This is a genomic window from Puniceicoccaceae bacterium (genome assembly GCA_040224245.1).
Lineage (GTDB): Bacteria > Verrucomicrobiota > Verrucomicrobiia > Opitutales > JAFGAQ01 > JAKSBQ01.
In genome coordinates, this window is the sequence record JBEGIR010000028.1 from 1 (window position 1) to 22,591 (window position 22,591).

Consider the following 22,591-nt stretch of genomic DNA (forward strand, 5'->3'; position numbering starts at 1 on the left):
TCCTCAACAGCGATACCAAAGGGGCGAGAAACTTGCAGCCTGAGCACAAGATATCTGCTACGTTTGGCCTACGGCCTTCACTTCGCAGATATCTTCCACTGAGTATTGACCACTTCAACCAGAATCGATAAATCACTTAACCATAGCTTCTCAACTGTCCAAAACATCCGACCACCTCAATTACTTTCTTGGGACAGGCTCTAATCTAGGTGCTTGGGCAATCAACACGGCTACTGTGTTGATACTGGCCACAGTGCAGCGAAGGGTGATCGGCAGGGGTAGCTTTGCTGAAAGCCTCTTAACCACATTGCCATTAAATGCTTCGCAGTCCCACTATGCGTAAAGTTTTTTCCGCAATGCATCCAATTGTTCAGCATGTTTGGTCGGGTTCATACTCCTGAGCTTTCTCAAATTTTGCAGTTTCCAGCGAACAGACGGAAATTTCTGGAAATCGTGGATGTTCCAATTGGGTGCAGTCTGCTCGAAGCTTAAAAGGAATTCTTTGTCTCTTTCGTTAAACGCAGCGTGAATCTCTTGCACCAGCCGATCTCGGGTTTGTTCGTAGTCTGAGTAGGTGAATAATTCGTCAGTCATTCCCTCAAAATGATTTATAAATGCATTCCGCTGATCTTGAAAGTTTGGACGGATGATTTCGTGAATCGGACGATCACTGCTCAGCAGAGAATAGAGAACTCCTTTTTTGATTTCCTCGGAAATCGGCTCATTATCCAAAAACCATTTTACGTCAAAAAGATCTCTGGGGTGCTGTCGGTCAAGAGCTGCGCAGATTTTTCCACCATACAGTTGCCCTATAGCAACGACCTCGATTGCGCAATATGCTTCGAATGCATCTTGGGCATTATGACAAAGGACAAGCTTTCTTGAACCTGAAAACAACCCTCGGCGAACGGTATTTACCTCAACCTTGATGGAAGCGTTGTTACTGGAAATCAAAAGCTTTGCTGAAGAGATGTGGTGATACACTTCCAGATTCAATCTCAATCCAGCGACGCGTGTTTTGATTCGGTCCAATGCCTGTTTTATATGCTCAAGAGTCGTATCCCTGGGCTCTATTGGAACATAGGTCAAATCGATATCAACGGAAATTCTGGGCATATTGCGAACAAACAGGTTGATTGCTGTTCCTCCATGTAGGGCAAAGCAAGACTCCCGTGCTACCTCTGGAATGATAGAGAGTAATAGCTTTACCTGGTTAATGTAGGTCTTGATCGCCATGGATTGACAGTTCTCGTGGGAGCACGATTTGAAACTCGGAATCATACGAGCCACCCTTTTCGATGGTTCGCTTGCCTGAACCCAAGTCTACCCGAGATGGGTCAAGGTAGTGGAACCAATCATGTTCAGTTTTTTTTGATAGAAACAGAAAGAGCCTTTTGACCTTCACTGACTTGCAGGCCTCAAGGAGTTGCTGAACGATATTGGGGCGAAGCGTATTCGAACCTTCGAGGATCTCAAAGCATTCCACTAATCCATGATGCTTTGGTGACATGTAGAGAAGCTCCAGTAAGGCACGTTCGGGGCTTGAGAGTTTTATCGAAAAATCTCCGCAGTCCATTTCGGATAAAGCCAAGGAAGGGGGAAGGAAAGATGTAGCCATGTAGCTGAGATCGACCCCCCAGTCATGTGCTTTTATCCACCGAGGCAACGGTACGCGTTCTGGTCCCCAAAGGAACTCTCTCTTGGTCGACAGCTCAAGATAGTGTGCTTTTCCGTGAAGTTTTAGAGCAGTTTTTCCTCCGGGATGGATTTCCAGCTGTGCATGTTTTTGTAGGGCGTAAACCGCACCACGGAAATCAACCGAGTCTCCGGTTCGAACAAACGCTCCTTTGCCCACAGCTTCGATCCAGTTACTGTGACGGTAATGGTAGAGCAATTGGCTCGATACTCCTTGAGTCTTCAACCACGAAGTCAACGCCACTGTTCCACGTGGCCAACGCCGAAGGAGTTGGTTTAAAACAGTCTTTGATTCTAAAGCCATACTTTATAAATTAACTCAGAAATAAACCCAGATCGAATTATGGTTTAAATACGACGGTTATTATAAAGCAATACTTTAGATTCTCAGTACAAAATAAACCTAAAAAACTTTCGCTCAGCAATCCCACACTTGCAATGCTTCAGAAAAATCATCCCACTCGCAGTTGTTTTCAACCACAGATGACGGGATACCACAGATAGGGATTTTTGAGAAAAAAGGAAACCCGCAGGATATAGAACACTCTTCAAGTAATTCAAAATCAGTGGGTTAAAATTCTTCCAAAAAATTCTTTGTATCTGTGTCAATCTGAGACATCTGTGGTTCCCATTCTCTCGTCGCTGCCACGGAAACGAATGAAAAACCAACCCCAAAATGCATCAGATGTCCGTGACTTTCCCGGAATCCGTACAAAAAAATGGCACATCCTGAGGGAGTCGAACCCCCAACCTCCTGATCCGTAGTCAGGTGCTCTATCCAATTGAGCTAAGGATGCGCATTAAAGTTTCTCAGAATGCGAAGGGTGCGATGCATGGCAAGTACGAAAATCTGAAAAATTGGATGCAGCGCGTGCCTTGTGGGTAAAGTGTCTTGGCGAGGTTGGAATGGTGGGGTGTGGGATCTGAATGCCTGGTGGTGGCTACGGCTGGGGTTGGATTCGTTGAATTTGCCTTGCAGGCACGCGGTGGAGTGACACAGTGATTGCTATGCCCGAACAGGTAACCAACGATGCGATCACGGAAGCGGACGTTCAGTGGATTCAGACCCTGAAGAACGAGATGGCGAAGGTCGTGGTCGGGCAGGATCAGCTCATCGACCGCTTGATTCTCGGACTGCTCACGAATGGACATGTGTTGCTGGAAGGGGTTCCGGGTCTGGCCAAAACCCTGACCGTGAAAACCCTCGCCAAATGCCTTTCTGCTGAATTCAGCCGCATCCAGTTCACTCCGGACCTGCTGCCTGCTGATGTGGTTGGTACGGTGATCTACAACACCGAGATCAACCGGTTCATCCCGCAGAAGGGACCAGTGTTTGCGAACATTGTGCTGGCAGACGAGATCAACCGCGCACCAGCCAAGGTGCAGAGTGCCTTGCTCGAGTGCATGCAGGAGCGCCAGGTGACGATCGGGGATACCACCTTTGAACTGCAGGATCCTTTTCTGGTGCTCGCCACGGAAAACCCGATCGACCAGGAAGGCACCTACCCGCTGCCTGAAGCGCAGGTGGACCGCTTCATGTTCAAGGTCAAGATTGGTTACCCCTCCCGACAGGAGGAGCGCGTGATCCTGGATCTCATGGCGCGCAACCAGCGCAATCTCGAAGTGGAGACAGTCGTAACCACCGAAGAAGTGCTCGCTGCGCGCATCAAAGTGGACCGCGTCTATGTGGATGACCGCATCAAGGACTACATTCTTTCGATCGTGCATGCGACGCGCAGCCCGATGGATTTTGGCATCGAATACGATGGCTTCATTGAATACGGAGCCTCCCCGCGTGCCACCATCGCCCTGACCATGGGGGCCAGAGCGCATGCCTTCCTGCGCGGCAAGAGTTACGTCACCCCCTTTGACGTGAAGACCATCGCACCCGATGTGCTGCGTCATCGCATCATGCTGACCTATGAGGCGGAGGCCGAAGAAATCACAACGGAGCAAGTGATCGAGAAAGTATTGAACCAGGTGCCGATTCCCTGAATCCAACGGGTGGAATGGGATGCCAGAATCCTGTAGCAAATTTTCCCGATGCGATCAGGTTGCTGCCTGCAGTCATCCACCCGATCCCTCATTTCTGAATCATGAACGAGCCTGCCAATCTGCCCTTTGAAGGTCGCAGCAACCAGATCGCACGGGTCTGGCACATTGGCATTTGTATTGCCTTGGGCTTTGCGGTTTTGCTGGGAACCCTCGCCTGGCATCAGCTGGTGAACCGGGAGAAGTATGTGGAGAAACAGGCCTTCCAAATCTATCGCCGAGTGGTGAAAGAAGGGGCGCGTGGCAGCATCTATGATCGCAATGGAGTATTGCTTGCCGGCAACCAGCCGCTCTTTTCCGTGGGAGTGTATCTCAATGAGTTGCGCACCGAATTTCGATTGCGCTACCGGGAACTACAGGAACAACACCGGACCTCCGACCGCAGCCAGGAGGGTTTGTCGCTGAGCTGGCAGGCCCGTCATGAGGTGATGCAGGAGAAAATGGATGAAGTCGGTCGCATCATTGGACGGGACCTGAATCTGGATCAGACCACATTTGAAAATCACTTTAAACGCCGCCGTATTTTGCCATTTCAGATCTGTACCGATCTGAACCGCGACGAGTATGCGAAGCTGGTCGAACACCTGCCGCCGGACTCTCCCCTGCAGATTCTGTCCGAGCCGGTACGCTATTATCCGTTTGGCAACGTGGCCAGTCACGTCATCGGATACGTCGGATTGGGCGAGAGCGAAAACATCCAGGTCAATTTTGGTGACCTGAAAGAGATTCGCACCCTCAACCTGAAGCGCCATGAAGGGAAATCCGGACTCGAAAAGTCGCTCGATGCCCAGCTGCGAGCAGGCATTGGCTGGGAGGTCTGGAGCATCGATCCGCTGGGTTTTCAGTTTGACCGCATTGACGCCGTCGAACCTCCGCAGGGCAGCGATCTGCACACGACACTGGATATCGATTTGCAGCTGGTAGGCGAGGCCAGTATGGATGGAAAAACGGGGGCGATGGCAGTGATCCGGGTGGATTCCGGTGAGGTGCTGGCACTGGTCAGCAAACCCAACTATGATCTCAACCTGTTCACCCCTTCGCTCAGCCAGGCGCATTTCGACGCCATCTCAGAACAGGGGGCATGGCTGAACCGCGCAACCCAGGGACTCTACCCTCCGGGTTCCACCTTCAAGGTCGTCACCGCACTTGCTGCCCTGAGCGATCCGACCTTCAATCCGAATCAGGAAGTGTACTGCGGCCCCTTCTACACCGTCGGTGACCGGCGCTTCCCCGAAAACCGCTCCCGCGGCCATGGCTACATCAATCTCGTGGACTCGCTGGCGGTCAGCTCCAACGTGTATTTTTACCAACTGGGCCTGCGTGAGGGCATCGCGCGCATTGCCCGTCAATCCCGGCTTCTGGGTCTGGGTGCTCCTACTGGAGTGGAGTTGCCCTTCGAGTCAGGCCGCACACTGGTGCCGGACCGCGAGTGGAAAGAGCAGGCCGGACGGGGTGTCTGGCTGAGGGGAGATACCGCTAATGTTTCCATCGGTCAGGGTGATCTGCTCGTGACTCCGCTGCAGATGGCGCGTCTGACTGCGGCGATTGCCAAACGGCGGGAGTATTTGCCAGTGACGCTGCTGCGCGACAAAAATACCTCGTTTTTCACCGCGAGTCGACTCGGCATCGAAGACAGCCGCTTTGACTATGTGATTGAGGGCATGCGACGCTGCGTCATCCGGGGCACGGGCAAATCCATGCAACTGCCCGATATCCCGCTGGCAGCCAAGACGGGGACCGCACAGGTTTTCCCGGGTGGAAAGGAAGAGAATCTCGCCTGGGTGATTGCCTTTGCTCCGGTGGAAAATCCGCAAATCGCGGTTGCGGTGGTAGTGGAGGATGTGGGTTCCTCCGATCCGATTTATGGAGGCAGTACTGCGGGACCGATTGCCTCGACGGTGATTCAGGAGTATTTCAACAAGTATGGACTTCCCTGATGGCGGAGTGTGAACAATCAACCATTGCAAAAACTCAAGCTGCCGTAACCTGCCGCAGCGTATGGATCACCACCCAGGTTGTATAGCCTGCGTAAATGAGTGCGAGCAGCACCCCCTCCATGCGCGTGATGCGACCACCTTGACCCCGTTTGAACTTCATGCAGGCAATCAGCAGAAAGACGGTAAGTGCCCCCATTACTGGCAGGTCGCGGTAGAAAAGAGCCTTGTCGACAGCCAGCGGATGGATGACGCCTGCGAGACCAATCACGGCGAGTGTGTTGAACAGATTCGAACCAATGATGTTGCCAAGCGCGATATCGTGTTCGCCCTTGCGCGTTGCCGCGATGGAGGAGGCCAGCTCAGGCAGGGACGTGCCAATGGCAACGACCGTCAACCCGACGATGAGATCGCTCACTCCAAGTGCCAGTGCAATCTCCACCGCACCCCAGACCAGCAGTCGGGAACTCGCAACCAGCAAAATCAGTCCGGTGACCAACCAGAGAATGCCGGACTTGAGGCTCATTTCGGCCTCATTGAGGTTTTGTTCGAATTCTCCGCTGAGCGCGTCCGTTCCCTGGCGAATCGCCGTGCGAATGGACCAACCCATGACCCCGACAAACACAACCAGCAGGATGATGCCATCCAGGCGCGTGAGCAGGCCATTGCGCAGCTGCCAGGCCAGCAATACGCTGACGCCCAGTAGGATGGGAATTTCCCGTTTCACGATGTTCGAGTGGACCAGAATGGGCGACACGATGGCGGTGATCCCGAGAATCAGCGCGATGTTGCTGATGTTGGAACCGATGGCATTGCCAAGGGCGAGTCCGGGATTGCCCTGAAAAGAAGCAATGCAGGATACGACAATCTCAGGGGCTGACGTGCCAAACCCGACAATGATCATGCCGACCAAAAGCGTCGACATGCCCAGACGATAGGCTGTGGACGCAGCACCAGCGACGAAGCGGTCAGCGCTCCAGATCAGGACCAGCAGTCCAAATACCACGGCTAGAATCGGGAAAATCAACATGGCAGCTACGGTGTATCAGCAAGCCGTCGATATCAACTCGCAAACCGGAAATACCGGCTTCCCGTCACAGGAGCGCACGGGAAAGCAGTGGAAGGTTACAGGTCGCGCAGCGAAACAGTTCCTTCGTAGAGCGCCTTGCCGACAATGACCCCCTTCAGGTGGGGGTATTCCTTTGCCATTTCCTGCAGCTTTTCGATGTCCTGCTTACGGCTGACGCCGCCCGATGCAATCACATCGGTCGACACGCGTTCGAGCAGGGCCTGCTGGGCGGCATAGTTCGGACCGCTCATCATGCCATCGGTGGCAATGTCGGTGTGAATGAGTGTGGAAACTCCCATGTCTTCGAGCGTGCGAGCGAGCACCAAAACCTCGTGGTCGGTGCCTTGCGTCCATCCATCCACCGCAACCTTACCGTGGTGGGCATCGATACCGACAGCGATTTTGGAGCCAAAATGCTTCACCAGCTCACGTGCAAACCCCGGCTCGCGGCAGGCGCGGGTCCCCACGACCACGCGACTGACTCCGGCATCGATGGCCTGTTCGACGGTGCTGATGGAGCGCATGCCCCCTCCCATCTGGACTTTCAATCCGAGAGCGCAGATCTGGCGGATCAAATCCAGATTCACCGGTGTGCCAGTGAAGGCGCCATCGAGATCGACAACATGCACCCATTCTGCACCGTCCTGCGCAAACTTACGGGCGGGTTCGAGGGGGTCTGTGTGGTAAACCGTTTCCTGATCCGCTTTTCCCTGAAGCAGGCGCACGCAGCGGCCTGCTTTGATATCGATGGCTGGATAGATTCTCATATGCTGAACACAGCCACTCCGGCTGCACGAAAATAATCAATGAAGAATGTTGATGGGTTGCGCTGCGCCGACTTCACTGCCCGCATCAGGCCGCATCACGCTTTTTGGATACGGGCTTTTTGTATTTGATGCGCGGCTTCGAGCGACCGTCCACAACCGAGCGGTTGATGGTGATCTGTTCGACGTCCTTCAGTTCCGGCAAGCGGTAGGTGACATCGAGCATGATCCCTTCCATGATGGAGCGCAGCGCGCGCGCACCAGTTTTCATTTGAATCGCTTTTTCGGCAACACCCAGCACGGCATCCCTGGTGAGTTTCAGGTGAACTCCCTCCATGAGCATCAGCTTGGTGTATTGCTTGATCAATGAATTTTTCGTCTGCAGGAGCACGTAGACCAAGTCCTGCTCGGTCAGTTCATCGAGAACAGTGGTGACCGGCAGGCGCCCGACAAACTCGGGGATCAGGCCAAAGCGCACCAGGTCCTCGGGTTGCACCTGTCGCAGGATTTCGGATTCCTCAAGCGGTTCCTTGTTGGACATGCGGTGGTTGAATCCCAACTGCTTGCTGCCGAGACGATCCTTGATGATCTTGTCGAGTCCGACAAATGCACCCCCACAGATGAAGAGGATGTTTGACGTATCGATCTGGATGTATTCCTGATTCGGGTGTTTGCGTCCACCCTGGGGTGGCACATTGCAGACGGTGCCCTCAAGGATTTTCAGCAGTGCCTGCTGGACTCCCTCACCGGAAACATCGCGCGTGATCGACACATTCTCCGTCTTGCGACCGATCTTGTCGATTTCGTCGACATAGATGATGCCCGTCTCGGCGCGCTTGGGGTCAAAATCCGCAGCCTGCAGGAGGCGAAGGATGATGTTTTCGACATCATCACCCACGTAGCCTGCTTCGGTCAGTGTAGTGGCATCGGCGATGGCAAATGGCACATCGAGGAGTTTGGCAAGGTTGCGCGCCAGGTAGGTCTTGCCGCTTCCGGTGGGACCGATGAGCAGCACATTGGACTTTTCGATCTCGACGTCCTGCAGCTCTGCAGCCATGTCTCCCTTGAGTTCCTTGTGCCGTTCGAACAGTTCGAAGGAGAGACGCTTGTAGTGGTTATAAACCGCTACCGAGAGTGTCTTTTTCGGCACATCCTGCCCGATGATGTTCTCATCGAGCTTGGCCTTGATTTCGTGCGGGCGCAGCAGCTTGAAGGCATTGCGCGGCACGTCTGGTGCTCCCTTGAGTTCGCGGTCAATGATCGTCTGACAGACCGAGACACAGGCGTCGCAGATGTAGACGCCCGCCGGACCCGCGATCATCTTGCGAACCTCATTGTGAGATTTGCCACAGAATGAACAGAAGGTGATCTTGGAAGATTTTGCCATAGTCGGATGCCGGATAGCGCAGGAAAACAGTGCGATCTCAGGTGGGTTTACGCCTGAACGGGGCGTTCGAACACCTGATCGACAATACCATATTCCTTCGCCTCGAGTGCGTCCATGTATTTGTCCCGGTCAGAATCGCGCTCGATTTGCTCGACGCTCTTGCCGGTGTGTTTGGCGAGCACTTCATTGAGTGTGCGGCGCCAGCGAAGAATTTCTTTTGCGGCGATAGAGATATCGGATGCCTGGCCGGTGATTCCTCCACTCGGTTGATGAATCATCACGCGACAGTTTGGAAGCGCGTAGCGCTTGCCAGGTGTTCCGGCCGAGAGCAGCACCGTTCCCATGCTTGCAGCGAGTCCGACGCAGTAGGTGACGATGTCGCAGCTGACGAGATTCATGGTATCATAGATCGCCATGCCATCGGTCACACTGCCACCAGGTGAGTTGATGTAGAGGTAGATGTCCTTCTTCGGGTCTTCCGTCTGCAAAAACAGCAGCTGTGCGATCACCGCATTGGCTACGTAGTCATTGATGGGTGTGCCGATGAATACGATGCGGTCCTTGAGCAGGCGACTGTAGATGTCCCAGGCGCGCTCTGTGCGACCGTCGCGTTCATAGACGTAAGGTAAAGGTGCGTAACTCACGAGTTGATTCAATCTTGGTTGTCGGTCCGCCCCGCTCCATGCGGTCAGGCAGCCTTTTCCGTTACCTTGGCTTGGTCGACAAGGAACTGGATGGTTTTGTTAAACAAAGCACTCTGACGAAGGCTGTTCAAGCGCTCCTGATCTTTTTTCAGTTCCTGCACCAATTTATCGATCGGAACACCGGACTGCATTGCCTGCTGATAAAGCAGTGTGCTCAAATCCTGCTGCTCAACCTGAATCTTCTCCGCTTCGGCCACTTTGCCGATGATGAGATCCAGCTTCACGCGTTCGCGGGCGGTGGATTCGATCTGCTCCATGCTGGAGGTCAGTGCCGCATCCATCTGTTCCTTTTCGAGACCCTGGCGAAGATTGTGGCGGGCAAAGTCCTCCATGATGGAGTTTTTCTCCTGCTCAAACGCGGAGACGGGGATTTCAAAATCAACGCTCTTGAGCAGGAAATCGGCGACGGCCTGCCTCTTTTGTGCATGGATTTCCTGTTCCTTGCGACCGAGCAGGCTGTCCTTGATGCGTTCGCGAAGCTTTTCTTCACTCTCCGCATTGACGGACTTGAGGAATTCCTCATCGAGTTCAGGCAGGATCTTTTCGCGAACCTCGTGCACCTCCACCTGGTAAGTTGCCTTCTTGCCTGCGAGTTCTTCGACGGCATGATCCTTGTCAAAGGTGTGCTCAATCTTCTTGCTGTCACCCGCCTTCATGCCTTCGAGGCCGAGGACAATGGAAGAAACTCCGGGAGCGTCTTCGTTACCCACCTCTTCCCAGGTATTCTTCTGGGTGCCGAGAATCGATTGCTCGGGGGCCAGATCCGCGATCAGCTTGCGACCCACCTTGCCCTCGTAGGAGCATTTCACGTAGTCACCCTTGGTCGCTTCTTTTTCAGCCACTTTAAATTCCGCGCGTTCGCTGAGCAGCATCTGCAGTGCCTTCTCAACCTCTTCATCGGAAACCTCAGCCTTATCCGCCTCGATTTCGATGCCCTTGCATTCGGGCAATTCAAACGCAGGCGTCACATCAACGACAAAAACGACCTTGCCTGCCTCGCCATCGGTGAACTCTCCCTCTTCCACATCCACGATGGTGAAGATTTCGAGTTCCGTCTTCAGCACACCTTCCTTGTATGCCTCATTGATCAGTGCGCGATTGAGTTCGGCGGCAATGTCCTTGGCGTGCCGTTTTTCGATCAGTGGCAACGGAACTTTCCCGGGACGAAATCCCGGCATTTTGATCTGTTTGCAAAATTCTTTGACCAGTGTCTGGCGTTTCTTGCTCACCTCGGTAGCGTCAAATGCAACCGTAACGACGGAACGGGTAGCGGATTGTTCTTTTACGTCTGTGTTCACTCTATTTGCAGGTGTGTTGGTTTTCGGATTTGGCTCTTGCGAGAAAAAACCTCAAGGCAAACCGCTTGATGGCGGCTCGTCAATAGCAATATCGGACCGTGCGCCCGCTCACTCGTTGCTGGATTCCGCGCTCCAGGGCACCCATGCCACGTCGGCAATGTAGTGGGTTTTGGAGCGAAGATTTTCAACCGCATCGGTCATCTCGACAGCCGAATGCACCTCGATGCCCAGCAAGTAGTCGGGGGCCAGGGTCGACTTGCTGAGCACGGCATGTCCCTGGTGCTCAAATCCGGCTTTCATCAGTTCCCACTCGATGCCGGGGTGCGAGCGCGCCGACAACCGGGTGCCGTCATAGAGAGTCCATTCGGCGTCGCGACCGAAATACCAAAAGCGCTGACCATCCGCATCTGCAAAAAAATATCCAGTCCATCCCGTGGGTTCTCCCTTCTCATTGACCTGCTGCACCCCGGTGACATATCCCTGTGCGCCACTGCGCTCGCGCACGGGTTCGGGAATCGCGTCAATGGAGGCGGCGATGCGCTGCCAGGAAAGCGTCGCATGGGATCGCTCCAGCGCACGGTCTCGCCGCGAATCCAGTAACACCGAAACGATGGCGATCCCGATCAGAAATCCCACAAAATATGCCTGCGTGCGCCGACCGATTTTCATATGGGCTTAGCTATGCTGGAATTCGACCCCAAATTCAAGGAAATGCTTTCGCTTCATCGGGGTTCTGCACGTTCCAGCAGCAAGAATCGCCGTGCGTGCGCGAGGATCGCGCGACGGTCCATGACCACCCATGCGAGTGAAATCGCACTGGACCAAAGACCAGCGTATTGGAACCCGGTGATGGCTCCGCCCCGCATTACAGTCGCCCAGCTCAGGTGTTCAAAAAACAACAGCTTGGTCACGGGTGCAACGCACAGGCCGATCAGGGAACCCAGTACACAGCAGATCAGGGCGCGGTACAACCATACCGAAAACCAGAAGCTCGCAACTGCAAGCAGATTTCCGGGAGTGGCCAGATGGATGAAAAAGCGCTTCATGGTGTTTACGATGCGCACCCCTGTGCAGAAATCAAAACAGAAAGATTGCTCGATCAAGCGTCGCCCCCTACGCTCAGAGCTTCTCAATTCGCGATCATGATCCACACCCAAACCCATATCCGAATCCGCTATGCCGAGAGTGACATGATGGGATTTGCCCACCACCAGCACTACGTGGCCTACTTTGAGCAGGCACGTGTCGAGATGCTCACCAGGATAGGCATTCCCTATCGTGAGCTGGAGTCGATGGGGTTTTTCCTTCCGGTGCTGGAGGTGCAGGTGAAGTATTTGAAATCGAACACCTTTGACGACGAGATTGTGGTGCACTGCATCGTCGACGAGCGACCGCGTGCCCGCATTGCGATTCGATATGAGGTCTATCGTGGGGAACTGCTTACGACCACCGGACGCAGTTTGCATGCGTTCATCGACCGCGAGGGGCGTCCCTGTCGTCCTCCACGGGCCATGACCGAGAAGACCGATCTGTTTTTTGACGATATCTCACACACCGCTCATGAGTGAGTTTGATCGACTGTTGGCTGCCTTTCGCGGCATTCCCTCCCGTTATCGCCAGGAAGCGCGTCCCAGGGCGCGCTCACTGGATCACCTCATGGATCGGATCACAGAGCAGTATCAGATCGAAACACCGCGTATCGAAGTGGAAATCATCCGCAACTGGCGGGCCATAGTTGGCAGCAGTCGAGCCCACCGCTGCAAACCGAGCAAAATCCTCGACGACGGTAAACTCGTGATCACCACGACCAACTCGGTGCTGCGCATGGAGTTGCAGTTTGATGCTGCCCGCATCCTGCAGAACCTGCACCATGTCATCGGCGACCGGGTGATCAAGGAGATCATTGTGCGCTAAACCTGAGAAGGCTAGTGTGTTGGCATCCACGGAGCCACTTGTGGAAGCAGTTTTGCCGTCATCGGTTTGCATAGCACATCGCGTACGTTTGGGAATGCCAGGGCATTTTGGCGGTCTACCGAAATCGTTGCGATCCGGGGGTAGGTGTGGTTGGGTTCATGTGGGAAGAGGATATTTTTCCAGTGCGAAGCGAATCCAGAACACGAGTTTTCAGGGTTGCAGTGCGAGTGCTGCTCGTCGGTACGAATCCGGCAAAAAAGACTTGAAACCCTGCAGGATTCGAGACATAAGCAGACTTTTACGCTAGAGAACCGCGCCTTCAACGGGGTTCTCCACAGTTTGGTTCCTTCGGGAATTTCAGCGGTGATTCGGGCCGGTTTGCTCGATTCACATCTGCTCCATCGAGTAGATATCAAAACTGCGCAACCAAAACTGAATATCAATGTCCAATACCATCGAAAAAGATAAGATCATCTCTGAATACAAGACCCACGAGAAGGATACCGGTTCCTGCGAAGTGCAGATCGCTCTGCTGACCGCACGCATCGCCCATCTCACCGAGCACTTGCGCGAACACCGGAAAGATTTCCACTCGCGCCGGGGTCTGATCAAGATGACCAGCCGTCGCCGCAAGTTCCTGGATTACATGAAGAAGCACGACCTGGAAGGATACAAGGCCATCATTGCCAAGCTTGGAATCCGCCGCTAGTATCCATCATCATCCACATCCGTTCGGGACCCACGGAACCATGGTTGTTCAGCTATCGAGGATCTTCACGCCCGAACCTCTTTAAGGAAAAACGAGTGCACCGAAATGAAGCGGGCACTCGTTTTTGTTTATCTCACAAACGTACGCAGCTCCACCTGAATACCGGAGCTACCAAGAAGGAAAAGAAATAATGAAACAAAAATACTCTGTTGATGTCGAAGGAATGGACATCACCATCTCCACCGGCAGTCTAGCTCTTCAGGCAAGTGGATCCGTTGTTATCTCCATGGGGGAGACTTCCGTTTTTGTCAGTGCAACCGCTGCCAACAGCATCCGCCCCGGACAGGATTTTTTCCCGCTCACGGTGGACTATCGTGAAAAATACAGTGCGGTTGGACGCTTTCCCGGCGGATACATCAAGCGCGAAAGCCGTCCGTCCGAAAAAGAAATCCTCACCTGCCGCCTCTGTGACCGTCCCCTGCGTCCCCTGTTTCCCAAGGGATTTCTGAATGAAGTGCAGGTCATTGGCTACCTGCTTTCTGCCGATCTGGTCAACGAACCTGATGTGCTCATGGTTAATGGTGCCTCCGCTGCGCTCATGATCTCCGATGTGCCCTGGAACGGTCCGATCGGATGTGTGCGCATCGGCGAAGTCGAAGGTGAGTTTGTGGTCAACCCGACCAATGAACAGATGCTCGATTCCACGCTCGACCTCATTTATGTGGGCAACGAGAAGGAGATGATGATGATCGAGGGCAGCGCGGAACAGATCCCCGAAGCCCGTTTCATCGAGGCGCTTGATTTTGCGCAAGAGGCGATCCAGCCCATCATTGCCGCGCAGAAGGCACTCGCCGCACAGGTGGCCAAGCCAAAGCGTGAGTTTGAACTCTTCACCGCAAACCCGGAAATCGTGCAGATCTGCCGCGATGCTGTGGGCGGTGAGATGTCGACGGCAATCTTTCAGGATCGCAAGCAGGACCGCGAGCGAGCGGTTGATGCGCTGAAGGAAAAAGCAAAGGAAGTGCTGATTGAGAAGTTTGGTGAAGAGGAGTTTGAAGACTACCAGCTCGCCATGGCCTTCGAAGTATTGCAGGAAGAAGTGTACCGCACCAACATCCTCGACAAGGGCAAACGTGCTGACGGTCGTGCTCCTCGGGATCTGCGTGAGATCAGCTGTGAAACCAATGTGCTGCCGCGCACACACGGCACCGCGATCTTTCAGCGCGGAGAAACGCAATCACTGGTCATCACGACGCTGGGCACCGGCAAGGACGCCCAGAACCTTGATGGCATCACCGGAGGCCCCCAGTCCAAGAGCTTTATCCTGCACTATAACTTCCCTCCGTTTTCGGTGGGTGAGTGCGGCCGTTTTGGCATCCCGGGTCGTCGCGAGATCGGCCATGGTGCCTTGGCAGAGCGTTCCCTGTTGCCAGTGATTCCCGGTGAAGATGAGTTTCCCTACGCGATTCGCCTGGTGTCGGAGATCATGAGTTCCAACGGGTCCACCTCGATGGCGTCGGTTTGCGGGGGATGTCTCGCGCTCATGGATGCAGGTGTTCCGATCACCGATACCGTAGCGGGAATTTCCGCTGGCCTGATCACTGAGTTTGATGAATCGGGCAGCCTCAAGCGCCACACCGTGCTTAGCGATATTCTCGGGGCCGAAGACCACTTCGGTGACATGGATTTCAAAATCTGTGGAACGCGCAATGGTATCACCGGTTTCCAGCTGGACCTCAAAATCCAAGGCCTGAATTCCGAAATCGCCAAGGAGGCCATCGCACTTGCGACGGAGACGCGCTACAAGATCCTCGACATCATGGAAGCGACGCTGCAAAAGCCGCGCGAAGAGGTCAACCAGTTTGCTCCGCGGGTACACTCCCTGATGATCGATCCGGAAAAGATTGGACTTCTGATCGGACCGGGAGGCAAAAACATCCGCCGTATCACCGAAACCACGGGTGCCAGCATCGATATCGATGAGGACAACTCCGGACGTGTCAGCATCTATGCGAGCACGAAGGAATCCATGGATCGGGCGATCTATGAAGTCGAACTCATCACGGGAGATATTGAGGATGGCAAGATCTACCGCGGCATCGTTCGTTCGATCAAGGAGTTTGGTGCATTCGTGGAATGCCTGCCTGGCAAGGAAGGTTTGGTTCACATCTCGGAACTCGCGGATTTCCGCGTGCGCAAGGTGGAGGATGTGTGCAAGGTTGGCGATGAAATGATCGTCAAGTGCTTGTCGACCGATGAAAAGGGCCGGGTACGCCTGAGTCGCCGCGCTGCAATGGCAGAACTCGAACAGAGTCGCCAGCAGCAGGAAGAGGCAGGAGAGCCTGAGGACGCATCCGACGCAGATAACGAAGACGAATCCTGAAAATTCTGACGGGTTTCTGATTTTCCGGCCACGGTGAGCTGAATGCAATGGCTCCCGTGGCCGGATTGTGTACAGGAACTGGAAGGCAAGCGGCGACGAAGGTCCTGATGGTTTCAGGCCGAGAATGTCGGGTCGGGACGATGAAAAGTAGAGGGAACTTCCAGCTTCCTTTTGCGGAATCAATCCTGCAGGGTTTCAGCTCGGCTTCGTTCGTGCATCCAGTTGTCTGCCACGCTTATGCCCTTGCCATGAGGCACGATGGGGCTTTGAATCGTTCCCTACGATGGCTCAGACTGAAGTACAGATTCCTAGGGACTACAACTCGTGGAAAACCATGATCACCCAGCAATGCGGGGAATCCTTGACCCCCGAATTCATTGCCTCCCGGCTCAAAGTGCTTGGCAATGCCAATGATCCCTTTACCCGTCGCTTTCGCGAACTGTACGGTGACGCGTATGTGAAGGCCTTGATCAGTTGGTTCGAGCGCGCCAAAAACGACATCGTCTGATCCGTGGAAAAACGGGTCGCAGCTTTTCCTGGAACCTGCACTTGCCTTTTCCGTGGGTTCTGAAAACCATGCTTGTGTGATGACCATTGAGGAGAAAAAACAGCAGTGCATTGACGATCTTTCGATCATTGAAGATCCCCATGAACGCTTGGGCTACATCATAGACATGGGTAAAACAGCCGAGGGATTGAACGATTCGTTCAAGACGGATGCCTATCTCATCGAAGGTTGTGTCTCCAATTTATGGCTGGTTCCCGAATTTCGGGATGGCAAGTGTTATTTTGCAGCGGATTCCGATGCGATGGTGACCAAGGGCCTTGCCAACCTGTTGTGTCAGCTCTACAGCGGCTACACTCCCGAACAGGTGCTTTCGGTGGACCCCGGATTCCTTGCAGAGGTCGGCGTGACACAGCACTTGTCCCCCAATCGACGCAACGGATTGACCCAGGTTGGCGAGCGCATCCACAGTTTTGCCAAAATTAAGTCAATTTCGTAACTTTAAGGGTTTACACGCGCAAAAATCCGTACTAGCGTTCTAGTAGCCCAAAAAGCTTTACATAGAATTTCCCCAAAAAATATAGCTCTCCTAAACCATGGGCCAGTGTCAGACACTGGCCCAGTTTTTTTGTACAACGCTTTTATTACGGCTCAGGTTGCATTTTCTTAGCGAAAATCGTACCGGGAACTCAAAATGTTGAAGTTTTCACCAAAACCATGACAGAAACGGGCTTCGTCATTCCCCAGTCCAGGTGTCCGTGAATCGAAACGATGCCCCCGTTCAGGAGAAAATGAAAGGAATCTGCTTTGTGGAAAGCGGGATTGACTGATCGCTATTCTTCAATCGCGATGCGTTCCACCCGGTTGCCGATCGAGCAAATGACCTCATAGGGGATGGTGCCCTTGGCGCGTGCCCAGTCGGCAGTGGTGATTCCCTCTCCGAGGCAGGTTACGGCATCGCCCACTTTGGCGTCTGGCACCATGGAAAGATCAATAGTGGTGTAGTCCATGGACGTGCGTCCGAGCACTGCACAGGGTTTGCCCCGGACCTTCAGGTATCCTCCGTTTTGAAAATGAAGCGGCAGCCCATCCGCGTAGCCGATGGCGACAGTACCAACCAGAGTCGGCTGTTGCAGTATGCAGCTTTTGCCATACCCGATGGTCGACCCGGCGGGCAGGCTGCGCACCGATGCCAGACGGGAGCGGATCGTGATCACCTCTTCAAGTGGAAGGGTTTGGCGACCTTCCAGGTCAAAACATCCGTACAAATTTATCCCCGTGCGCACCAGCGTGAAAGGGGGATGACTTGCTTCTGGAATGTTGTGCAAGCCATCCGAGTTGCTGATGTGCAGGTGACGCAGGGAAATGTGAAGTCGGGAGCGAATGTGCTGCGCAATACGGAGTAGTTTTTGAATCTGCTGTTCCGAAAAAGTGCGGTCACTGTAGGCATCGGGAAAGTGTGAATACAGACCATCAATTTGGAGGTTGGGCATCGCCGCCAGGGATTGAAGGGCTTCAATGCAGTCCTGTTCGAGCAATCCCAATCGTCCCATGCCTGTATCGATCAGCACATGGCAACGCGCGATGCGGTGTTGTCGCGCCGCTTCCTCCTGAATGCGACGACCTGTTTCCTGGGATTGGACCGGCATCCACGCATTCATTGCGAGCAAGCTGGGAATCTCTTCGGGAAGCAGTCCACCGAGCACGAGAATGGGCACGCCCAGATCCGCGATCGCACAAGCTTCCTTGGCTTCGGCCACACCAAAGGCTGCCACACCTTCCTGTTTAAGGACCTGTGCGATGGCGCGCACCCCAAGCCCGTAGGCGTTGGCTTTCAACACGGCCATGATGCCAAGCGGTGCGATGGCTTTCTGAATGCGTCGATAATTGCGTCGAATGGCACTCAGATTAATTTCCAAAGTAACGCGAGATCCCGGTTCCGTCATAGCTTGAGGTTCTGGTCGATCATGGGGGATTCAAGCGCCGCGCGCAGGTCAGGAATCTGAGGAGGCTTCGGCCTCAGCAGAATTTTCCGAATCCACCTGCAACCGTTCCTTTCGTGTGACCGTTTTTACCCCGTTGGGAGTAACGACATTGCCCTGCACGCTCCTGCCCTTGATGGCGAGCTGGGACATATCGAATTCCAGCTGAGTCTTGCGCAATCGCGGAGCGGGTTTGAGTGTCACATTGAGGATATCCGCCTTTTCCCGCGGCAGCACCTGAAGGTAAAGAATGCGGCTGCCGGGTGTTCCTCTGGTGAGCGCATACTCCTTGTCGCGAGTGTAACCGCCGAGCAGGAAGCGTTTGGCATAGGATTTTCCGTCTTTCCCGTCCCGGTAGACCAGGTTATAGACCTGATGCTCGAGTTGATCGCGGTTGATCACGTCAATGTAGAGAATGTCCCGACCGACAAATGCCTTGGGTGTGACCTTGGTGACGACAAGAGTGCCGTCCCGGCGAATCACAACAATCTCATCCAGGGTGGAACACTTGCAAATCTCTTCGTCCTTCTTCATGCCAAAGCCCGCAAAGCCCTCCTTGCGGTTGACGTAGAGGGTCTCGTTTGCGATGGCGACCTGCGCTGCAACCACCTTTGCAAAGGATTCCATGCGCGTCTTGCGCTCCCGACCCTTGCCATATTTCTGTTTCAGGTTTTCGAAGTATGCGATGGCGAAATCGGTGAGGTGGCGCAGGTCGTGTTTGACCTGTTTGATGTCGGCCTCGAGTGACTTGATGACTTCGTCAGCTTTGAAGGAATTGTATTTTGAAATGCGTTTGATGCGGATTTCGGTCAGCGCAGCGATGTCATCGGTCGTGATCTCGCGGTGGAATTGGGATTTGAAAGGTTCGAGACCGGCATCAATCACCCGGATCACTTCCTCCCAGGTTTCGGCCTCTTCGATATCCCGGTAAATGCGGTTCTCGATAAAGATTTTTTCCAGCGAGGCGAAGTGCCACTTCTCGTTGAGTTCGCCGAGCCTGATTTCGAGTTCGCGCTTGAGCAGAGTCCGGGTCTGTTGAGTGCAGCGCTTGAGCAGGTCGTCCACCCCGATGAAGTCGGGCTTATCATTATCGATGACGCAGGTGTTGGGCGCAATTGACACCTCACAATCGGTGAATGCGTAGAGTGCTTCAATCGCGGTCTGAGTGTCGGTGCCGGACGGTAGGTGCACCACAATTTCAACCTTCTCAGCGGTATTGTCCTCAACCTTGGAGACCTTGATCTTGCCCTTGTCATTGGCAGAGATGATCGAGTTGATCAAACTGGTCGTAGTTGTGCCGTAAGGGATTTCATGAATCACCAGTGAGTTGCGGGTGCGCGACTCCATCACGGCACGTACCCGCACCCGACCACCCCGCATGCCACGATTGTAGTCGGAAAAATCGGCGATGCCTCCGGTCTGGAAATCGGGAAGAATGGTGGTTTCTTCGCCACGCAATACAGCGATGGAAGCATCAATCAGCTCGATGAAATTGTGCGGCAATATCTTGCAGGCAAGCCCGACGGCGATTCCGTCCACGCCCTGCGCAAGTGCAAGCGGGAACTTCATCGGCAGGGTGACAGGTTCCTTGTTGCGCCCATCATAGGAGAGTTGCCAGGTCGTGGTCTTGGGGTTGAATGCAACCTCCTGGGCAAACTTGGAGAGGCGGGCCTCAATGTATCGAGCGGCGGCCGCGCGATCTCCGGTGAGAATGTTTCCCCAGTTTCCCTGCATGTCGATGAGCAGGTCCTTCTGCCCCAGCTGCACCAGCGCATCACCGATGCTCTGATCCCCGTGAGGATGAAACTTCATCGTATTGCCGATGATGTTCGCCACCTTGTTGTAGCGTCCGTCCTCCATCTCCCACATGGAATGCAGGATGCGGCGCTGCACTGGCTTGACCCCATCGGTCATGTGGGGCACAGCGCGCTCCAGAATCACGTAGGACGCATAGCCCAGAAACCAGTTGCTGAAAAAATCGGACACGCCCAGCTTGCGGTCGCCCCCATTCGCTTTCTCCGGTGGAGCTTCGGCGGATGAGGCGGGTTCGTCATCAGAGGGAACCAGCGTGGCGAACGAGAGTTCGGTCTGATCGTCGGAGCCGGATGGATTTTTTTTCATGCAGCGTCCTCCTCTTTGCCCTTGGGAGCCTCTTCTGCCTCGATGATATCCTGCTCAATCACCAGATTCTCAATGATGTACTGTTGTCGGTCGGGGGTGTTTTTGCCCATGTAAAAACTCAAAATATCCTGGATGGAGGTGTGTTTTTTGATCACCACCGGGTCGAGGCGAATGTCGGGTCCGATGAAGTGACGGAACTCATCGGGTGAAATTTCACCCAAACCCTTGAATCGCGTGATTTCGGCCTGCTTGCCCAGTTCCGACACAGCTGCACGTTTTTCCTGCTCGTCGTAGCAGTAGAAGGTTTTTTTCTTATTGCGCACACGGAAGAGCGGAGTCTGAAGGATGAACAGGTGATTTTCGCGAATCAACTCCGGGAAGAACTGAAGGAAGAAGGTGATCAGCAAGAGCCGAATGTGCATACCATCGACATCGGCGTCGGTGGCGATCACGACACGATTATAGCGAAGATTTTCAAGATCCTCTTCGATATTCAGGGCGGCCTGGAGCAGATTGAACTCTTCGTTTTCGTAGACGACCTTTTTGCTCAGACCAAAACAATTGAGAGGTTTGCCGCGAAGCGAAAAGACTGCCTGGGTCTGAACATCCCGCGCCTTGGTGATGGAGCCGCTGGCAGAATCCCCTTCAGTGATGAAAAGCGTGCTGTATTCACGCTCCACCTTTTTCGAGTCCATGTGGATGCGGCAGTCCCGCAGTTTTGAATTGTGGAGTTTTGCTTTTTTTGCGCGTTCGCGGGCAAGCTTCTGAATACCCTGGATTTCCTTGCGGCTTTTCTCGGATTCCTGGATTTTGGACAGGATCTGCTTCGCGGTTTCAGGGGTTTTGTGCAGGTAGTTATCGAGTTCCCTTGAGAGGAATTGTGAGATGTAATTGCGGATCGTTTGCCCGTCCGGGGCCATTTTCTGTGAACCCAGTTTGGTTTTGGTCTGGGATTCAAAGACCGGCTCGATCACCTTCACACTGATGGCAGCGATAATGGAGGTGCGCACATCCACGGCGTCAAAACTCTTCTGATAGAAATTCTGAATGGTTTTTGAGATGGCCTCCCGAAACGCCCCCTGATGGGTGCCTCCCTGGGTGGTGTGTTGCCCGTTAACAAACGAAAAATACTCCTCGCCGTAGGCATTGCCATGCGTGAACGCGATCTCGATATCCTCTCCCTTCAGGTGAATGATGGGATAGCGAATTTCCTCGGTGATTTCATCATTGAGCAGATCGAGCAACCCATTCTGGGAGTGGAACTTCTGACCATTAAAAACCAGAGTGAGACCCGTGTTCAGATAAGCGTAGTTCCAGAGCATGGACTCGATGATGCTCGGCTTCCACTGAAACTCGCCAAAGATGTTCACATCGGGTGTAAAGCTGGTAAAGGTTCCGTTGCGGTCATGGGCATTCGCGGCGACATCCTGACGATCTTCGGAGACGACTTCACCGCGTTCAAATTCGATGCGCCGGGTCTTGCGCTCCCGGAATGCCTGAATCGTGAATGCGGATGAGAGCGCATTGACTGCCTTGATTCCGACCCCATTCAGACCGACTGACTTCTTGAATGCTTCGGAATCATACTTGGCTCCGGTATTGATTTTGGCCGCGCAGTCCTTGAGTTTTCCGAGTGGAATGCCGCGTCCGTAGTCCCGAACCGAAAGCTGGCTGCCCGAAAGCTCGATCTCGATGGTGCGTCCGTTGCCCATGACAAACTCATCAATGGAGTTGTCGATCACCTCTTTCAGTAGCACGTAGATGCCATCGTCCGATGCGGAACCGTCGCCCAGTTTTCCAATGTACATGCCCGGGCGCAGGCGGATGTGTTCTTTCCAGTCGAGTGAACGAATACTGTCTTCGGTGTAAGTGGCTGACATGAATGGGAAATGGATGAGCGCCTGGTGACCTTCACAAAGCGCATCATTTTTAAGGATGTGTTGGTGTCAGAACCCGGACGGGCACAAATACGGTAGTTGATGGGGTCGAAGGTGACCCGCGGACGGGTTGTTACCCGGTGCCAGTGCGCGGTTCGATACCACGCTGGCGCGTCAGGCTTCAGCCGTCCAACCCT

Annotated in this window: 20 protein-coding genes and 1 tRNA gene; 8 read left to right on the forward strand and 13 right to left on the reverse strand. The window is 53.9% G+C overall.

All coding sequences use genetic code 11. The annotated features are described in order from the left end of the window. Positions 1-333: 333 nt before the first annotated feature. From ABQ298_04895 to ABQ298_04905, 3 genes are all read right to left on the reverse strand, one after another. Positions 334-1,236, reverse strand: coding sequence for a nucleotidyl transferase AbiEii/AbiGii toxin family protein (locus ABQ298_04895; GenBank protein ID MEQ9823702.1), 903 nt, complete (start codon positions 1,234-1,236; stop codon positions 334-336). Next, a complete protein-coding gene (locus ABQ298_04900) occupies positions 1,214-1,999 on the reverse strand; it encodes a type IV toxin-antitoxin system AbiEi family antitoxin domain-containing protein (GenBank protein MEQ9823703.1) in 786 nt (261 codons plus the stop codon). Before ABQ298_04900 ends, ABQ298_04895 begins: the two co-directional genes overlap by 23 nt. Positions 2,000-2,415: 416 nt before the next feature. Then, a tRNA-Arg gene (locus ABQ298_04905) sits at positions 2,416-2,492 on the reverse strand. Between the two features lie 211 nt (positions 2,493-2,703). Here ABQ298_04905 and ABQ298_04910 point away from each other — a divergent pair. Both ABQ298_04910 and ABQ298_04915 read left to right on the forward strand, forming a co-directional pair. Beyond that, the gene (locus ABQ298_04910; protein MEQ9823704.1) at positions 2,704-3,690 is read left to right on the forward strand and encodes a MoxR family ATPase; all 987 of its coding nucleotides are present in this window, start codon (positions 2,704-2,706) and stop codon (positions 3,688-3,690) included. Between the two features lie 101 nt (positions 3,691-3,791). Then, a complete protein-coding gene (locus tag ABQ298_04915) occupies positions 3,792-5,684 on the forward strand; it encodes a penicillin-binding transpeptidase domain-containing protein (GenBank protein MEQ9823705.1) in 1,893 nt (630 codons plus the stop codon). Between the two features lie 34 nt (positions 5,685-5,718). Here the strand turns inward: ABQ298_04915 and ABQ298_04920 are convergent, their stop codons facing one another. From ABQ298_04920 to ABQ298_04950, 7 genes are all read right to left on the reverse strand, one after another. Continuing rightward, positions 5,719-6,711, reverse strand: a complete 993-nt coding sequence (locus ABQ298_04920; GenBank protein MEQ9823706.1) for a calcium/sodium antiporter — start codon at positions 6,709-6,711, stop codon at positions 5,719-5,721. 95 nt (positions 6,712-6,806) lie between these two features. Continuing rightward, positions 6,807-7,517 carry a 1-(5-phosphoribosyl)-5-[(5-phosphoribosylamino)methylideneamino]imidazole-4-carboxamide isomerase gene (gene hisA, locus ABQ298_04925; protein MEQ9823707.1) on the reverse strand — a complete coding sequence of 237 codons (711 nt, stop codon included), beginning with the start codon at positions 7,515-7,517 and terminating at the stop codon, positions 6,807-6,809. A gap of 85 nt (positions 7,518-7,602) precedes the next feature. Then, positions 7,603-8,901, reverse strand: coding sequence for an ATP-dependent Clp protease ATP-binding subunit ClpX (gene clpX / locus ABQ298_04930; protein MEQ9823708.1), 1,299 nt, complete (start codon positions 8,899-8,901; stop codon positions 7,603-7,605). Between the two features lie 47 nt (positions 8,902-8,948). Further along, entirely contained in the window at positions 8,949-9,545 is a 597-nt protein-coding gene (locus ABQ298_04935) for an ATP-dependent Clp protease proteolytic subunit (GenBank protein ID MEQ9823709.1), read from the reverse strand. A gap of 44 nt (positions 9,546-9,589) precedes the next feature. Continuing rightward, positions 9,590-10,903, reverse strand: coding sequence for a trigger factor (tig, locus tag ABQ298_04940; GenBank protein ID MEQ9823710.1), 1,314 nt, complete (start codon positions 10,901-10,903; stop codon positions 9,590-9,592). 108 nt (positions 10,904-11,011) lie between these two features. After that, on the reverse strand, positions 11,012-11,572 hold the full coding sequence (locus ABQ298_04945) for a hypothetical protein (protein MEQ9823711.1): 561 nt from the start codon (positions 11,570-11,572) through the stop codon (positions 11,012-11,014). Between the two features lie 53 nt (positions 11,573-11,625). Continuing rightward, a complete protein-coding gene (locus ABQ298_04950; protein ID MEQ9823712.1) occupies positions 11,626-11,949 on the reverse strand; it encodes a hypothetical protein in 324 nt (107 codons plus the stop codon). Positions 11,950-12,045: 96 nt separating this feature from the next. Here ABQ298_04950 and ABQ298_04955 point away from each other — a divergent pair, with 96 nt between their 5' ends. From ABQ298_04955 to ABQ298_04980, 6 genes are all read left to right on the forward strand, one after another. Then, positions 12,046-12,471, forward strand: a complete 426-nt coding sequence (locus ABQ298_04955) for a thioesterase family protein (protein MEQ9823713.1) — start codon at positions 12,046-12,048, stop codon at positions 12,469-12,471. Further along, entirely contained in the window at positions 12,464-12,817 is a 354-nt protein-coding gene (locus ABQ298_04960; protein ID MEQ9823714.1) for a DUF721 domain-containing protein, read from the forward strand. Before ABQ298_04955 ends, ABQ298_04960 begins: the two co-directional genes overlap by 8 nt. Positions 12,818-13,259: 442 nt before the next feature. Next, positions 13,260-13,526 (forward strand): 30S ribosomal protein S15, encoded by a 267-nt coding sequence (gene rpsO / locus ABQ298_04965; protein ID MEQ9823715.1) that lies wholly within the window; start codon positions 13,260-13,262, stop codon positions 13,524-13,526. Positions 13,527-13,716: 190 nt separating this feature from the next. Beyond that, the gene (locus ABQ298_04970) at positions 13,717-15,909 is read left to right on the forward strand and encodes a polyribonucleotide nucleotidyltransferase (protein ID MEQ9823716.1); all 2,193 of its coding nucleotides are present in this window, start codon (positions 13,717-13,719) and stop codon (positions 15,907-15,909) included. Positions 15,910-16,192: 283 nt separating this feature from the next. Continuing rightward, positions 16,193-16,417, forward strand: coding sequence for a hypothetical protein (locus tag ABQ298_04975; protein MEQ9823717.1), 225 nt, complete (start codon positions 16,193-16,195; stop codon positions 16,415-16,417). A gap of 79 nt (positions 16,418-16,496) precedes the next feature. Beyond that, positions 16,497-16,913, forward strand: coding sequence for a SufE family protein (locus ABQ298_04980; protein MEQ9823718.1), 417 nt, complete (start codon positions 16,497-16,499; stop codon positions 16,911-16,913). Positions 16,914-17,247: 334 nt separating this feature from the next. On the opposite strand, the gene alr is transcribed toward ABQ298_04980, so the two are convergent. From alr to ABQ298_04995, 3 genes are read right to left on the reverse strand one after another with little or no spacing between them, the layout of a single operon-like run. Next, a complete protein-coding gene (alr, locus tag ABQ298_04985; protein MEQ9823719.1) occupies positions 17,248-18,360 on the reverse strand; it encodes an alanine racemase in 1,113 nt (370 codons plus the stop codon). A 48-nt stretch (positions 18,361-18,408) separates the two neighbouring features. Continuing rightward, positions 18,409-20,517 carry a DNA gyrase/topoisomerase IV subunit A gene (locus tag ABQ298_04990; GenBank protein MEQ9823720.1) on the reverse strand — a complete coding sequence of 703 codons (2,109 nt, stop codon included), beginning with the start codon at positions 20,515-20,517 and terminating at the stop codon, positions 18,409-18,411. After that, on the reverse strand, positions 20,514-22,397 hold the full coding sequence (locus ABQ298_04995; protein MEQ9823721.1) for a DNA topoisomerase IV subunit B: 1,884 nt from the start codon (positions 22,395-22,397) through the stop codon (positions 20,514-20,516). Before ABQ298_04995 ends, ABQ298_04990 begins: the two co-directional genes overlap by 4 nt. Positions 22,398-22,591: the final 194 nt, after the last annotated feature.